At 44.8% G+C, this 15,095-nt stretch carries 19 protein-coding genes and 1 pseudogene; 8 read left to right on the top strand and 12 right to left on the bottom strand.

What is annotated here, in order from left to right; all coding sequences use genetic code 11:
- Positions 1-60: 60 nt before the first annotated feature.
- The 8 genes from ACFSUB_RS01395 to ACFSUB_RS01360 all read left to right on the top strand — a co-directional run bounded on the left by ACFSUB_RS01395 (position 61) and on the right by ACFSUB_RS01360 (position 6,280).
- The gene (locus tag ACFSUB_RS01395) at positions 61-2,472 is read left to right on the top strand and encodes a Na+/H+ antiporter subunit A (protein ID WP_380711399.1); all 2,412 of its coding nucleotides are present in this window, start codon (positions 61-63) and stop codon (positions 2,470-2,472) included.
- Positions 2,469-2,891: a Na(+)/H(+) antiporter subunit B gene (locus ACFSUB_RS01390; protein ID WP_380711398.1), complete on the top strand. Its 423-nt coding sequence runs from the start codon at positions 2,469-2,471 to the stop codon at positions 2,889-2,891. Before ACFSUB_RS01395 ends, ACFSUB_RS01390 begins: the two co-directional genes overlap by 4 nt.
- Positions 2,891-3,232: a Na(+)/H(+) antiporter subunit C gene (locus ACFSUB_RS01385; RefSeq protein ID WP_380711397.1), complete on the top strand. Its 342-nt coding sequence runs from the start codon at positions 2,891-2,893 to the stop codon at positions 3,230-3,232. Before ACFSUB_RS01390 ends, ACFSUB_RS01385 begins: the two co-directional genes overlap by 1 nt.
- Positions 3,225-4,709 (top strand): Na+/H+ antiporter subunit D, encoded by a 1,485-nt coding sequence (locus tag ACFSUB_RS01380; RefSeq protein ID WP_380711396.1) that lies wholly within the window; start codon positions 3,225-3,227, stop codon positions 4,707-4,709. The genes ACFSUB_RS01385 and ACFSUB_RS01380 overlap by 8 nt, the downstream gene beginning before the upstream one ends.
- Positions 4,710-4,714: 5 nt before the next feature.
- Positions 4,715-5,194 carry a Na+/H+ antiporter subunit E gene (locus ACFSUB_RS01375; protein ID WP_380711395.1) on the top strand — a complete coding sequence of 160 codons (480 nt, stop codon included), beginning with the start codon at positions 4,715-4,717 and terminating at the stop codon, positions 5,192-5,194.
- On the top strand, positions 5,191-5,472 hold the full coding sequence (locus ACFSUB_RS01370; RefSeq protein WP_380711394.1) for a Na(+)/H(+) antiporter subunit F1: 282 nt from the start codon (positions 5,191-5,193) through the stop codon (positions 5,470-5,472). Before ACFSUB_RS01375 ends, ACFSUB_RS01370 begins: the two co-directional genes overlap by 4 nt.
- Positions 5,453-5,824 carry a monovalent cation/H(+) antiporter subunit G gene (mnhG, locus tag ACFSUB_RS01365; protein WP_380711393.1) on the top strand — a complete coding sequence of 124 codons (372 nt, stop codon included), beginning with the start codon at positions 5,453-5,455 and terminating at the stop codon, positions 5,822-5,824. Before ACFSUB_RS01370 ends, mnhG begins: the two co-directional genes overlap by 20 nt.
- A gap of 183 nt (positions 5,825-6,007) precedes the next feature.
- Positions 6,008-6,280, top strand: coding sequence for an HU family DNA-binding protein (locus ACFSUB_RS01360; protein WP_090925699.1), 273 nt, complete (start codon positions 6,008-6,010; stop codon positions 6,278-6,280).
- Positions 6,281-6,604: 324 nt separating this feature from the next.
- Here ACFSUB_RS01360 and ACFSUB_RS01355 read toward each other — a convergent pair whose 3' ends face one another.
- From ACFSUB_RS01355 to ACFSUB_RS01300, 12 genes and pseudogenes are all read right to left on the bottom strand, one after another.
- On the bottom strand, positions 6,605-6,964 hold the full coding sequence (locus tag ACFSUB_RS01355; RefSeq protein WP_090925698.1) for a hypothetical protein: 360 nt from the start codon (positions 6,962-6,964) through the stop codon (positions 6,605-6,607).
- Positions 6,965-7,039: 75 nt separating this feature from the next.
- Positions 7,040-7,369: pseudogene (locus ACFSUB_RS01350) on the bottom strand (sigma-70 family RNA polymerase sigma factor); the annotation flags it as partial.
- A 61-nt stretch (positions 7,370-7,430) separates the two neighbouring features.
- Positions 7,431-7,931: a DUF4825 domain-containing protein gene (locus ACFSUB_RS01345; RefSeq protein ID WP_380711392.1), complete on the bottom strand. Its 501-nt coding sequence runs from the start codon at positions 7,929-7,931 to the stop codon at positions 7,431-7,433.
- Between the two features lie 192 nt (positions 7,932-8,123).
- Positions 8,124-8,918 (bottom strand): N-acetylmuramoyl-L-alanine amidase family protein, encoded by a 795-nt coding sequence (locus tag ACFSUB_RS01340; protein WP_380711391.1) that lies wholly within the window; start codon positions 8,916-8,918, stop codon positions 8,124-8,126.
- Entirely contained in the window at positions 8,899-9,174 is a 276-nt protein-coding gene (locus tag ACFSUB_RS01335; protein ID WP_380711390.1) for a holin, read from the bottom strand. The genes ACFSUB_RS01340 and ACFSUB_RS01335 overlap by 20 nt, the downstream gene beginning before the upstream one ends.
- A 14-nt stretch (positions 9,175-9,188) precedes the next feature.
- Positions 9,189-9,410, bottom strand: a complete 222-nt coding sequence (locus ACFSUB_RS01330; RefSeq protein WP_380711389.1) for a hemolysin XhlA family protein — start codon at positions 9,408-9,410, stop codon at positions 9,189-9,191.
- Between the two features lie 37 nt (positions 9,411-9,447).
- A complete protein-coding gene (locus ACFSUB_RS01325) occupies positions 9,448-9,639 on the bottom strand; it encodes a hypothetical protein (protein ID WP_380711388.1) in 192 nt (63 codons plus the stop codon).
- Between the two features lie 13 nt (positions 9,640-9,652).
- Positions 9,653-10,069 (bottom strand): hypothetical protein, encoded by a 417-nt coding sequence (locus ACFSUB_RS01320; RefSeq protein ID WP_380711387.1) that lies wholly within the window; start codon positions 10,067-10,069, stop codon positions 9,653-9,655.
- On the bottom strand, positions 10,069-10,851 hold the full coding sequence (locus ACFSUB_RS01315; RefSeq protein ID WP_380711386.1) for a hypothetical protein: 783 nt from the start codon (positions 10,849-10,851) through the stop codon (positions 10,069-10,071). The genes ACFSUB_RS01320 and ACFSUB_RS01315 overlap by 1 nt, the downstream gene beginning before the upstream one ends.
- A 2-nt stretch (positions 10,852-10,853) precedes the next feature.
- Positions 10,854-11,939, bottom strand: coding sequence for a siphovirus ReqiPepy6 Gp37-like family protein (locus tag ACFSUB_RS01310; protein ID WP_380711385.1), 1,086 nt, complete (start codon positions 11,937-11,939; stop codon positions 10,854-10,856).
- On the bottom strand, positions 11,940-12,812 hold the full coding sequence (locus ACFSUB_RS01305) for a phage distal tail protein (protein WP_380711384.1): 873 nt from the start codon (positions 12,810-12,812) through the stop codon (positions 11,940-11,942).
- 11 nt (positions 12,813-12,823) lie between these two features.
- The gene (locus ACFSUB_RS01300) at positions 12,824-15,085 is read right to left on the bottom strand and encodes a phage tail protein (RefSeq protein ID WP_380711383.1); all 2,262 of its coding nucleotides are present in this window, start codon (positions 15,083-15,085) and stop codon (positions 12,824-12,826) included.
- Positions 15,086-15,095 lie beyond the last annotated feature (10 nt).

Raw genomic sequence — 15,095 nt, 5'->3', positions numbered from 1 at the left:
TGAATATAAGTTATAATGTGAAAAGAATTTGCAGCGCGTAAACTGCTAAGGAGGTTCTATATGTTTACAGCACTTCATCTTGCCATCATCGCTCCATTCCTTGCTGCTGTGTTTGTTCCCCTGCTGTACAAAAAAATACCGTCTATACATACCGGCTGGTTTGTCTTCATCGTTCCAGCCATTTTGTTTGTTTATTTTCTACAGTACATACCAACCACATCAGAAGAAGGAACAGTTTCTGCCGTCTTTCCCTGGGTTCCATCCCTTGGCATTAACTTTCATGCTTATGTAGACGGGCTGGGGCTGTTGTTTGCCCTGCTCATCACAGGGATCGGCGCACTCGTTGTATTGTACTCCATTTATTACTTATCAAAGAAAAAAGAATCATTACATACGTTCTACACCTTTTTGTTAATGTTTATGGGTGCGATGCTCGGCGTCGTTCTTTCCGACAATATGATGGTCCTCTATCTGTTCTGGGAAGTGACGAGTGTGTCATCCTTTCTGCTGATTTCCTACTGGTATGAAAGGGAAAAGTCACTGTACGGCGCTTTGAAATCGATGCTTGTTACAGTGCTCGGTGGATTTTCGATGCTCGTTGGGTTTGTGCTTCTCTATTCCATTACCGGAACATTCAGCATTCAGGAGACAATCGCCGAGTCATCCGGCATTGTTTCGCATGACCTGTTTCTGCCTGCCATGCTGACGATTCTGCTCGGCGCCTTTACAAAATCCGCACAGTTCCCCTTTCACATCTGGCTGCCGGATGCGATGGAAGCACCTACACCAGTCAGTGCCTACCTGCACTCGGCAACGATGGTAAAGGCCGGCATTTATCTGATTGCACGTTTGACACCGGTGTTTGCACTCAGTGGTGAATGGCTCTGGATTGTTGCCGGTTTCGGTATTACCACCCTTTTCTGGGGATCTTTCTCGGCTGTGCGTCAGACCGATTTGAAAGGCATACTTGCCTACTCCACCGTCAGCCAGCTCGGCATGATAATATCCATGCTCGGTGTCGGTGCGGCAGCTCTTCATTTCGACGGAGCTAATAGTAATAACATGTTTATCGGAGCAACAACGGCCGCCCTGTTCCACCTGTTTAACCATGCCACCTTCAAAGGAAGCCTTTTCATGATGGTCGGTATTATCGACCATGAAACCGGGACGCGTGATATACGTAATCTCGGCGGGCTGATCACGATCATGCCGATCACCTTTACAATTGCCGCCATCGGCAGTTTCTCGATGGCCGGACTGCCGCCGTTCAACGGCTTTTTAAGTAAGGAACTGTTTTTTACGTCTATGGTGAATATTACCGAATTCCAGCAGTTTAATATGGAAACACTCGGCATGGTGTTTCCGGTCGTGGCCTGGATTGCGAGTGTGTTCACGTTTATTTACAGCATGATCGTCGTGTTTAAAACATTCACCGGCCCGCTCCAGAAAGAAAAGCTGGACACCAAACCGCATGAAGCGCCGTTTGGGATGCTGCTTGCGCCGATTGTGCTCGTCAGTCTTGTCATTGTTATCGGCTTTTTCCCGAACGTGTTATCCTACACGATTATCGCGCCTGCCATGGCCTCCATCCTTCCTGCCCTGCTTCAGGGAGGCGAACAGTTTGATATCGATATCTATTTCTGGCACGGATGGAGCCCAGAACTTTATATGACGATGGGAGTCATCGGCGCCGGCATTCTTCTTTACCTTGGGATGAAAAAGTGGACCGGCGTCTACCGGCTTTTACCGGAAAAGTTATCGTTTAACAACCTGTATGACCAGACGCTCAACAAAGGCGAAATGCTTTCACAAAAAGTTATGGGCGCTCACATGAACGGTTTCATCCGTCATTATCTGGTCTACATTTTCGCCTTTATCGCAGCATGTCTGTTGATCACGATGTTTTATCAAGGCGCATTTACAATCGACGTATCGGACACGGCTCCGATTACGATATACGAGAGCATTCTTTTCCTTGTGCTGATTGGCGCTGTCGGCATCATGATGTTTACCACATCCCGGCTGACAATGATTATCGGCCTTGGTATTGCAGGTTATACCGTCGCAATGTTTTTCGTCATTTTCCGGGCACCGGATCTTGCCTTAACACAGCTTATTATTGAAACCGTGTCGGTGGCTCTGTTTCTTTTATGCTTTTACCATCTGCCGCAGATTGCCAAAAACCTGGAGCCTATACGCTTCAAAGCCGTGAATTTCATCATTTCGGCCGCCGTTGGTATAACCGTCACTCTGATCGGGATTTCTGCCGGAAGTTCGAGAATGTTTGAGTCCATATCCGGCTTTTTCAAGGAAGCAAGTTACAAAGAAGCCGGCGGACGGAACATGGTGAACGTCATTCTTGTTGATTTCCGCGGATTCGATACAATGCTTGAAATACTCGTTCTCGGCATTGCGGCTGCCGGTATATTTACGATGATCCGACTTCGACTGGCTGGGAGGGATGAGCTGTGAAGTCAAATGATGTCATACTGCAGACAGTTACCAATATCGTCCTGTTTATTATTTTGATGTTTTCGGTGTTTATTTTCTTTAATGGACACCATGAACCGGGCGGCGGATTCATCGGGGGACTGATGACAAGTTCCGCTCTCGTGCTTTTGCTGCTCGCTTATGATCTTGAAACGGTCAAGCGTGTTTTACCGATCGATTTTAAACATGTCACAGCAGCCGGTCTGCTCGTTGCCGTCGGAACAGGAATGGGATCTTTTTTCTTTGATCTCCCATTTTTGTCCCAGACTTACGGCTATCGCCATTTTCCTGTACTCGGGGAACTGGAACTCGCCACCGCACTGATTTTTGATATTGGTGTATACCTGGTGGTTGTCGGAATTACCCTCACCATTATTCAGACCATAGGGGAGGATCGTTAATGGAGATCTTAATGTCTGTTGCAGCCGGTATTCTTTTCATGGGCGGAACGTATCTCGTGCTGTCCAAAAACATTATCAGAATCATTATCGGCACTTCGGTTATCAGTCACGGTGCCCACCTTCTGCTTTTGACGATGGCCGGTCTCAAAACTGGAGCGCCGCCCCTTCTTGGCCTTGAGGCTTCTTCCTACACCGACCCGCTGCCGCAGGCGCTCATTCTGACCGCGATTGTTATCAGCTTCGGTGTGACTTCCTTTTTTATTGTACTCGGATACCGGGCCTATAACGAAAACGGAACGGACAACACGGAAAACATGAGAGGAACGGATTCCTATGACTAATTTGTTGATTTGGCCGATTTTACTGCCGCTTCTTACAGGAATACTACTGCTTTTCCCTCGGAAGCAGGTTCGCTTCCAACGGGTTCTGAGCACCGTGTCCGCAGCGGCATTGATCGCTGTCACTGTATTTATATTGTGGACGGTCCATGGAGAAGGGATTCAAACCCTTGAACTCGGCGGCTGGACTCCGCCGTTTGGTATCGTTCTGGTCGGGGACATGCTCGCTGTGCTGTTGACGACTACAACGGCTGTCGTGAGTCTTCCCATTCTTTTATTTGCAATGTCCAGCATCGGAAAAGAACGGGAACAGTTCTATTTTTACGCTTTTTATCAGTTTTTGATTACGGGCGTCATGGGAGCTTTCCTTACAGGCGATATTTTTAACCTGTTTGTGTTTTTTGAAGTAATGTTGATTTCTTCCTACATACTTATCGTGCACGGCGGTACAAAAAAGCAGCTTCGGGAATCGTTTAAATACGTGCTCGTTAACATTATTTCGTCCGCATTTTTCGTCATTGCGGTTGCGTATTTATATGCTGTAACAGGAACACTCAACATGGCTCAGCTCTCCCAGCGGATCGGCAGCCTGGAGACAGATGCTCCAATTCTGACTGTTATTGCCGTTTTGTTTTTGATTGTATTCGGTCTCAAGGGTGCCCTGTTTCCGTTGTACTTCTGGCTTCCGGCATCCTACACTGCGCCGCCGTCTGCCATCGCGGCTGTTTTCGGTGCGCTGCTTACAAAAGTCGGGATGTATTCGATCTTTCGGACCTATACCATCATTTTCACCCATGACACGGGATTCACCCACCAGCTGCTTGCGGTACTGGCAGCGTGTACGATGGTAATAGGAGTTATCGGAGCTGTTGCCCACCAGGACGTCAAAAAAATACTGGTGTACAACGTGATTGCTGCGGTGGGTTTTGTCCTTTTCGGCGTCTCCACGCTGACAGAGACCGGTATGGCTGGAGCAATCTTTTACCTGATCCATGATATTATCATTAAAGGCGCGCTTTTCTTACTGATCGGGGCGATGGTTATCGCAGCAGGCACCAGTCACTTAAAGAATATGGGCGGGCTCATCAAGCACCATCCCCGGCTTGGCTGGATGTTCTTCACAGCTGTCATGGCTCTTGTCGGGGTACCTCCCTTGAGCGGATTCATCGGAAAACTGTTAATCATTCAGGGAGGGGCTGAAGCCGGTCAGTACGTTATTATCGCTGTGATGATGGCCGCCAGCCTGCTTGTGCTGTATTCGATGATCCGTATCTTTTTATACGGATTTTACGGAAAAATACAGCTTGAACAAGCGGATCAATACGGCAGCACGAAAGGGTTGCTTCTGCCAAGTGCGTTTTTAATCGCCGTCTCTGTTTTCATCGGGGTCGGTGCTGAAACCATTTATCCACTGGCCTCTACTGCTGCCCAAACGCTGCATGACCCGCAAATCTATATAGATGCCGTGCTAAAGGAGTAATGACGATGACATTTCAGATAATGATCAACCTTCTTATGGCCCTGATCTGGATGTTTATGAACGATGCCTGGACCTTCGCATCATTTATCAGCGGATATGCCATAGGTGTGGCTGTGTTGTTTTTTTTACGGGGATTCTTTCCGCAGCGTTTTTACTTCGGCTGGATCTATTCAGTAGTGAAGCTCATTCTCATCTTTCTGAAGGAATTGATTCTTTCCGCTGTGGAAGTGGTGGGACAGATTCTGCAGCCGAAACTAAAAATCAAGCCGGGTATTTTCGCCATGGATATTCATCTTCAGCGTAACTGGGAGGTGACGGTGCTGTCCTGTTTAATCACGCTGACCCCGGGGACGCTCGTCGTCGATGTCTCCCCGGATAACAAAACATTGTACATTCATGCGATGCATCTGCCCGATACAGAAGCTGCCAAACAAGATATCCGGGACTCTTTTGAAAAAGCAATCCAGGAGGTGAGCCGCACATGATACAGGGAATACTCACGGTATCAGCCGCCATTCTTTCCCTTTCGATTCTTCTGACACTGTACAGAGCAGCCAAAGGCCCTTCCATGCCGGACCGGGTCATTGCCCTGGATATGATGGGAATTAACCTGATCAGCCTCACAGCCGTCGTCTCCCTTATTCAGGAAACGACAGCCTATCTTGAAGTGGCTCTGCTTCTTGGGATACTGGCTTTCATTGGAACCGTAGCGTTCTCTAAATTTATCGAAAAGGGTGTTGTCATTGAGCGCAGACGAGATTAGCAGCTGGATTATCGGTATCATCGTGCTGACAGGGTCTGTTTTGAGTTTGATCAGCGCCTTTGGTCTGTTACGACTGCCCGATATCTATACAAGGAGTCACGCGGCAACAAAGGCCTCCACATTAAGCGTCATGTGTATTCTGATTGCTGCCTTTCTTTTCTTTGCAGTGAGCGAAGGGCTGTACAGCGCCCGGATACTGCTTGGTATTGTATTTGTTTTCATCACAGCTCCGGTTGGGGGTCATTTGATTTCAAGGGCGGCCTATCACACCGGTGTCACATTATGGGACTCCAGCATTCAGGATCAGTTGAAGGAAAAAAAACGAAAACAGAGCCCTTCTTCACGTCACTGATTTACTTAAAATGTAAAACCTTTATTTGTCAGGGGTTATAAAATGACGTCATGTGACGATACTAGACGTAAATCCCGGGCATTTTTTGTGTAATTTCCCCGTCATTACTTGACATATCAAGGATTCGTAAGTAAATTTGTATTGTAAAGGCTCTATATTCTTGGAAAGAAAGGAAGTTATGTAATGAACAAGACAGACTTGATCAATGCTGTCTCCGAACAGGCAGACATTTCGAAAAAGGATGCTTCCAAAGCGGTAGACGCTGTATTCGACAGCATCACAGAAACGTTGAAAAAAGGCGATAAAATCCAGCTCGTTGGGTTTGGAAGTTTTGAAGTACGCGAACGTGCGGCACGTAAAGGGCGCAACCCGCAGACCGGAGACGAAATCGAAATCCCTTCCACGAAAAACCCTGCGTTCCGTCCAGGAAAGCAGCTGAAAGACGCTGTCAACTAATCAGGACAAAAAAGGCTCCCTTGAAACGTAAGAGAAACATATCCAAAGAGCCGAAAAATACACACGGGAGCCTGTCCTGCTTTCAAAGCTTCTCTCTCCATTCGGAGGGAGGAGCTTTTTTGTGATCATCTCGTACACTGCCGTGCCTGCTGTCAGCATGAAAATAATAATTGCGGGAGAAGCTTTCCCAAACTAAGCGTCACCTTTTTTTCATCTTTTCATTCCACTTTTACAAAACTGGAGTCATTAATACATTAATCAACTCGGGAAAACATCTAAGAAAAAATAGTGGACAGAAGCCTCGTACTTCCGTCCACTATTCTTTTAGTAATAAGGATAATAGGAACCGTATGAATAGGGGCTGACATACGGAAGCAGCGCCAGCGCTGCCAGCGCTCCCAGTGGAAACTGTCTGCGGCGGAAACGACGATATCTCCGGCGCTCCGGACCGTAGCCGTAGCCTCCCCCGTATTGTCGGCTGCTCTCGTTCTCATGGCTGTCTGCCATCATCGTTTCTCCGACAAGCATCTGCATTTTTTCGGAGTCCACATTTTCAATAATACCATCTGCTGTGCTGCCGTCCTTGAATGTGACTACGACATCGTGATACATGTACTGTGTGCACTGTTTCTGCATATTGCGTTCATACTCATGGTCCCACCGGGGTTGATAACCATTCTGCATCTGAGCTGTCTCCTTTCATTAATCACTTCAGCATCATGATATTCACCTACACCTGAATGAGTGTGTTGTTTAATATTACTTCATAAAATTTATTCTGGCGTTCCCGGTAGATGATCCATATTTCTGCTGTTTATAAAACTCCTGAAATAGTTTAAGAAGCGCCCGTTTTTCAATACGGGAGACATAACTCCGGGAAATCCCGAGCTCTTTTGCAATTTCGCGTTGTGTTCTTTCTTTTTCTTTCTCCAACCCGAACCGGAAGACGATGACTTCCTTTTCGCGTTCATCGAGAACATCCATAAAAGCGACGACCTGCTTTTTTTCCATATTCAGCTGAATCAGATCCGCCACATCCGGGCCGTCTTCCTCAAGTACATCGATAAGAGAAATTTCATTGCCCTTCTTATGTTATATGTATACGTTCTTCGAGTTTCTTCCTTTAACTTACTCGTTCATAAAGAAGAAGTTAACTCTTTGTAAAAAACTGATTTATTTTATTTTCGTCTATTGTTTTTTGGACAAAGGTTTCTAATTCTTCTTCATTAGTAAATTTATTTAAATTTTCATCATACCAATCCTGTAGTTGTAATCTATCGATTTTATATTTATCATCGTCAAAATCAAAGGTAACCCATTCCGCATTGTCAATTAACGCAAATAGGAAGGTTGCGTTATGAATTGCTGTCTCTTTATATTCTTTTTCTGTTATATTTGAATCGATTTTTCCATACTTTATACTCATTCCATATGGTTTTTCTTTTGTTTCAAGCGATAATTCCTCGAATTCCTGATTGCGTTGCAATTGCCCAATTATATTAATTACTGCACTGTTATCACCAATCACAGATCCCTTATGTTGAAATATATCGTGGCTTGAACTGTTATTCCCGCCATTATTTAAACCACAACCATTAAGAAGGAGTAACATTAACATGAAGGAACAGATATAGCGTGATATTTTTTTCATTTCAATCCTCCCTTGACATTATTGCTACTCTTTAGTATATCAGCAATCATTCAAAACCTCTATGATTTCTATAAATAGCCATCCTATAAAATGTCACTTTTCTCCTAAAAGCGATTAGGCAAATCATGATAACATTACATTCAATCAACTTTTAAATAAAAAAAGAGCAAGAGTAAAGCCTCCTGCTCTTTTTTATGCCAGTCCTCTTTTCCTCTCTTCTCCCATCAACCGTATTAGCTCAGAATACGTCATTTCATCATTTTCGATTTTTTCTACCCAGGACTGGCCAATCGGATTTCGCTGCTGTTCTGGATCCGCCCACCTTTTGATTGTTGGTGTCCAGGCTGCCTTTGTATTGCCATCAAGTACTTCATTCATGTCGTCTTCCTCCTTTGATTTCACACTTTTATACGGGATACCGAAGTATTCGCAGAGTATCTTTGCATGTGTTTCAGCTACACACTGCCGGTATATTTCTTTGTCCTTACCGAATATACCTTGAAAATCGCCGTCATCATCCATAAACCCATTTTCAGTTAGAACGGCTGTCATGCTTGTTTTACGGCAGACATACAAGTTAGTCCAACTTCCAAGCATAGAAGCATGTGTGCCATCTCCATGCGTCTCAAAACCTGCTGCTTCCATGTGCTTTGCAAACATTTTTGCCAGCCTTTTACCGGTGTTTGAGGTGTACCAGTAGAAAGAACACACACCACATGCCCCTCCGGCATTAGCGTGAATGCTCCAATAAAGATCCACGTCACGTCTGTTAGCTGCATTGACCCTGGTTGTCAGACTCACTTCCTTTGAGTTCGGTGGCTGCGGCAGCCAAACAGAAATGCCATGCCGTTCCAAGATATCCTGGAGCCGCATGGCCACATCAGAGTTGAATTCGTGTTCCGGGTAAGCTTTACCATTTCGGTATATTCCTTTGTCAGGTGGAAATGTATCGGAACCGTGCCCAATATCAAGTGCGATCATTGGCATTAGTACGACCTCCTTTCGACTGCTTGCCAAGTTCAAACAGGCCAACAGCAGCGAGTCCTGATATTCCACCTGCCCACATGGCATGAGCTAAAGCTATCTCAAAAACAGGTAAGCTTGCTGCGCCAAGTAAAAAACCGACCAGCAAGGCTGAGATCGGCGTGAGGTTCTTCGGGATATATCCCGTTTTCTTCAATGCTTCTACTAATGCTGCTGTAATTGGAGCCACTGCCGTTGCTGTTGCCAAAATTTCCGTCATGCTACATCATCTCCTTATAAAATAATCGAACTTTCAAATAAGATTCTCAACAAAGCTAATAAAATAGCCCCTACAATTAACCGCAGGAGCCAAGTGGTGTTACTTTCGATTTTTCCAAGCTGCTTCTTTACTGTCTTCACATCTGCTTCAACAATAGCAATGCGTGTTTCCGTTTTTGATTTCCATGCCTCTATTTTTTCTACACGATGTTTGATTTCATCCACCTTATCTTCCATACTGGCCCCCTTAAGAAAGCATAAAAAATACGCCCTATTAATCGGCGTTCGGTTCCTCAAATTCTCCGGTTTTTCGGTTGTACTTTTTGAAAATCAATCCTCTTCTTTCTCCAGGATTTTTATATTTTTCAGGGTCTATCTGGATAATATTTTCCCCTTCTAACTTTTCAGGAGTAGAAGCCACCGTTTTTACAGTATCGTCTTTTCTTAATTGAATTGAATAAAACATTTTATCCCCTCCCTTACCAAAATTCTATTATTTGAATATCACAATATATACTGCCTGTTTCCACATCTCTTAGAACCGTTATTTCACTACTACTTTCAAAATAAACCGTAGGATGGTTTCCTCCGGGATCACTACTATCTCCGGAATTGTGCATTATAATGGAGGACTTACTGGTATTGACAGAGGAAATACTAATAGATACACCGGGTCCGTCACTTGAATTTATCCCTTCTGAAATAGACTGAATACTTCTTATATGGCTCGGTCTTATATCATCAAGATTATTGGCCCTGGATGAAGTCAACCGACTTTCTAGGCTGTCTGTATTACTGTCAATCGTGTTTACCTGGTTCATAATGTTATCTATTGTGCTTTCCAATTCATTCAGCTTTGATATTACCCGCCCTATTCTTGCAAATACTGGCCACATCAATTTTCACTCCTTGTAACAGAAGTTAGATCACCGTTTGAATAATTCAGCACCAACGTATAGTCATCAGTCAAATGGCCTTCGTTGTCATAATACCGCTCCCTTACTTCTGTTAAATCGCCGCTTGAGTAGGTGAGCTCTGTTTGTTTTACTAGGGACCCGTTTTTATAATCCTCCACAAAGGTCAATTCGTCGCCGGAATAAGTCATTTCCGTATTATCAGAATCGACTTCATGAACAACGTTGTTAGCCAGGTGATTATATAAATCTTCTTCCAGTGGTCGGTTTACCAGAGAATACGATTCCCCGCATAATTCTTCGTCTTCCCGTTCATCTGTAATATCGGTATCAGAAATGCTGGTGACTCCTGGGGCTACATATACCTGGGCTAATGATAATTCATAAGCAGAGGAATTACGCGTTAACTCGGGTGGTTCAGGGTTTGTTGAAGGTGGCCCTTCACTCACTGCAACTTCGATCAGCCTTTCACTGTAATTAAGGCGAACGACAATTCGATCAATGCGGGGATTGTCCAGGTCTGCATCTGATAATGACAAGGTTTCTGCGCTATCGTATATCTGGTAAATGCGGCCTTGCACCCATGCTGCGCCAAGCCCTACACGAACCCCTAATGTTTCGGGGTCTGTAGCTGATACCTCTAATTCTTCTTCTTCTCCGTCGACGTATCCATCTTTGGCTATACGAGAGAATATACGCGCCCAATCTTCCGCGCTATAAACTCTGTCGCCATCTTCTGAATTGAAAAAAGCGTATCTCTGCATATTTACACCCTCTTCCCTGCTTCATCTTCTGTCAGGGTTTCAATCCTGCTCTTAATCGTTGGCCACGGACGCCCTACTTCTACCGTAATGATTTCTTTGTCATCCTGAATAACTGTTTTCACCGCTACAATACGGACAGCTTTTTGTATTCCCCATCTCCGATTTCTCATGGTGACAATATCACCCAAATCCCAATCGCGGCGATACTGAAAGGAGCCGAACGGATCTACTTCTGTCTCGAATATATCCTCTTCTTCTGTTTCCTTTAGTTTCGTGCGCCCTCTTTGGTCCAAGTCGCTATCGGTGTCTCTCGCGTCTACAAATAGTTCTCGCCTGTCAAAACCTGCAGGTTCATCATCAGCTAAATAGTATTCAACCATCTGCCTGTCGACGCCTTCACCCTGACCTGCGACATAAGCAAAGGTTTTTTGGTCCATATCGCTGGTTAACCAACTTTGAGAAAGTGCGGTATCAAACTCCACATCAAAGAACACGTCTTCGCTACGGTCTAAGCCGTGGATGGTATCAAACGCATATTCGTTATTGTCGTTCAAAAGGATCTCCCAACCTGAACCGGTAGTATTTCCAATGTCTTCGAGTACTTCGGACACGGTTTGAAACCGTGCATTATACGTGATAGCTTCCCCACGTCCTTGTCCGGCTTGAATCACTAATCCTGGAACACGACGAACTGGCGCCGCGTTTGATTCTGCATTTTGCCGGACATAGTGTTTTATGGCGTGTTCTGCTGGTACGTTGTCAACTCTGTCACGAGAATCATCGGTTGGCGGTAGGGCTATTCTCTCTTCAAACATCCCCCCAATAGAACGGCCCGTAACTGTCATTGTTTCATCTTCTTTTCCGTTCTCATTTTCCTTAGCTTCTATTTGCTCTACAATAAATACTGGCTCATCATTATCAGGTATAAAAACTGTCCTTTTTTGGAGATACCGTGCGTTATACTGGTTTGTGTTTATCGTCATATTGAACGTGCCGGGCCTATATAAAGACCGCTTCCATTCTAATTTCTGATAGTCCTCGAAGATAGCAACTGGCTCTCTCGTTGATCCATCTAAAAGATAGAACATTTACACACCCCCATATCTAGCACGCCAATATACAAGCGCCCTGCCGCTCGTATTTTGATCCGCTTCAAAGCGTATCGTGTTTATCCCCCGCTGTAGCTGGAAGAACGTGCTGTTGTTAATATTTAACCGATTCATGGCGTTTTCTCTCGTCCCGTTTTGCACTATCTCAATTCTCTTTCGCCCAAACCCAGTTTGAATTTCTACATATTCCCCTTCCGCAACACTGCCTGATATCTCGATCATTTCATCGGTGGTTAAATTCATTAACCGTGGCTGCGTGACAGAGCCATAAATCCGGAAGAAAGGATGAACCGGAATATCACCTTGATTCTCGATTTCTTGCTGTAAATTAAACGTGGACATTTCTAAGGGCATGTTCATTGGGAACTCAAAACCGCCCGATTCCATCATTTCTATAAAAGTATCTTGCGTTTCACGCCAGTAGGGATGTGGGCTATAAAATTCTATATCAGCTTCTGATATACGGTGGGTTTCATCGGAATATTGAGGACTATCCCTTGGAATTACAGGAAGTTCGACAGTAGCTAGATTTTGACGGTAGTATCTTAATAATCCTGTTTGTACGTCATTTAAAGCAGTTGTAGGGTCCATGGCTAAAGTTCTGGAAAGCTCATTTTTCCATTCGTCTAGCTCCTTTGTGTTATTTCCTATTACCTTCACTCTCATGGTTAGCACGCGAGAATCAGCCCTTACCCCTAATAATGACTCCCCCACTTGATATGGGGATCGTTGCACCTGTTCAGACAACCTTGTATTCCCGAATCCTTCCGTTTCCATCAAACGAAACGGTGTGAAAGTGCCGAATATTACGCTCCCCCCATGCGGCGGGATATATTCAATTCTCTTTTTCACATCGACACCTCCTAAACATTAAAATCTGTTGCTAGACGTCGAAGTGCGCGTTGTGTTTCACGCTGTACATCACCAGGCTGAATGCCATTTATCGTTTGGTTCAGCCTAATATCAGCTCCCTTTGTACTCCGTTTCTTTTCTAAAGGAGTTGACGTTGATCCTAAATTCATCTTGGGTTCATTCACTGTTAATGCGGAATTCATGGCATTTTGGATAACTCTTTTATCTTTTAATATAGAATCTGATATAGGTCCTCCAAAATTCAATTTATTTAAATCTTTAAGAGGGCCTTCTTTTGCAGGTGAAAAAGGTAAGAAATCACGAGCCTTACTTACCATATCTTCCATAGCCCCTGTTACTTTTCCCATTGCACTTTTTATCCCATCAGCGATACTCGTAACAATGTTTTTACCAGCATCGAAAAATTTAGAAACTATGCCCGTTATAGTCTCGTACGCATTGTTTATTCCTGTCTTTACTGCCCCACTAACGTTATCCATAGCACTAGTTACAACATCAGATAAAGAATTAAAAATATCACTTATCGTGCTCCTGATGTTATTAACAACGGTAGAAATTGTATTTTTAATGCCGTTCCATATGCTGCTAATGGTGGACTTAACCCCATTCAAAATACTGCTAATTGTACTAGAAATACCGTTCCATGCGTTTGAAATCAAGTTTTTAATTCTATTTAACACCGATTGAATAACGCCTTTAACAGCGTTCCAGATACTTTGAATAATGTTTTTAATGGCTTTCATTGTGGCCTGGATAACGTTTTTCACAATATCAATAGCTGTCTCTACCACAGCTTTAATCTGATCCCAGAGCGTCTGGCCAATCGTCTTGATGTTCTGCCAGGCTGTTTCCCAGTCGCCGGAAATGAGGTTCATCACCGTCTGGATGATATTAGAGACAATAGTTATGGCATTCTCAATTGTTGTTTTAATGAGATCCCATATCGACTTAGCAGCATCCAGAATATACTCTCCGTATTTATCCCATTGCGTCTGAATGTACGACCATACGGTTTCAATGATATTTGAAATAGCGTCCATCACTGTCTGTACAGCACTTTTGATTGAATCCCAAACAGCCTTTGTTTCGGACTGAATCTGCTCCCATGTCTGTAACAAAAAATCTTTAACAGTATTGAACACGGTCATGCCGACCTGTTTTATTTTTTCCCATGCGCTGATAAGCGCTTCTCGAAAGTCGTCATTCGTGTTCCAGAGGTAAACCAGTCCTGCAGCTAATGCGGCGACAGCTGCCACAACAGCCAAAACTGGGGCTGATACCGTCCCCATGACAGTCCCCAACGCCGTAAATAGTGGAGTGATCTTCGTAACGGCGCTGACAATACTTCCGAGAACCACAAGCATCGGCCCCAGGGCAGCTGCTAAAGCCGCACCAGCTGCAGCCACCCCTTGCATTTGAGGACTGAGGTTTGTAAACCAGTCCACAACATCGACGATTTTATTTCCGACTTTCTCAAACATAGGGAGAATATTATTCTCAAACGCAGGAATGAGCTGGTCCATAATGATAGGTATGAGCTTAGAACCGATTTCCTGTCCCAGCCCTTTCATGCGCGCGCCCAAGTCTTCCATTTTGTCATTAAAAGCCTCTGATTTTTGAGCAGCTTCGTCACCGATAACAATGCCGAGCTCCTGCGCCTTTTTACGGGCATCTTCAATGCCTCCGGCCCCAGCTTCAAGTGCCGGCATCATTTCACGAGCCATCTTGGTACCAAACAGTTCGGTAGCAGCTGCAGCCCTTTCCTGTTCGTTTTCCATACCACTTAACGTTTCAAGAGACTGCATCATAGCTTCATCAGTTGATATGGAGCCGTTTTTCACGTCTTCCATGTTCACGCCCACACCCGTAAGCGCGTCTGCGTACTTTTCGTTACCAGCAGCCGCCTGCCCCATACGTTGGTTAAGGCGCCCCAGGGCCTTGTCTGTATCCTCTGAACTCATGCCCGCTTGGCCAAGCGCGTATTGGTATTCCTGATAAGCTTCCGTGCTGACGCCGACTTTTCGGGCATTTTTAGCAGCCTCGTCTCCTGCCTGGGCAGTCTTGCCGACAAGTGCTCCAAGTCCAGCTGTCGCGCCAGCCATCGGCCCGGATACCCATTTGGTCATAGCACCGCCGACATTCCGCATTCCTTTGCCGACAGAGTCCATTTTCTTGGCTGCGTTTTGCATCCCTTTTTCAAAGCCAGAGGTATCCGCCCCGATTTTGACGCTCATTTCTGACAGTGTAGCCATTCTGTTTCAC

It is taken from the genome of Salibacterium lacus (assembly GCF_042684865.1).
Classification (GTDB): Bacteria; Bacillota; Bacilli; order Bacillales; family Marinococcaceae; genus Salibacterium; species Salibacterium lacus.
This window is presented reverse-complemented; position numbering and strand designations above follow the sequence as displayed.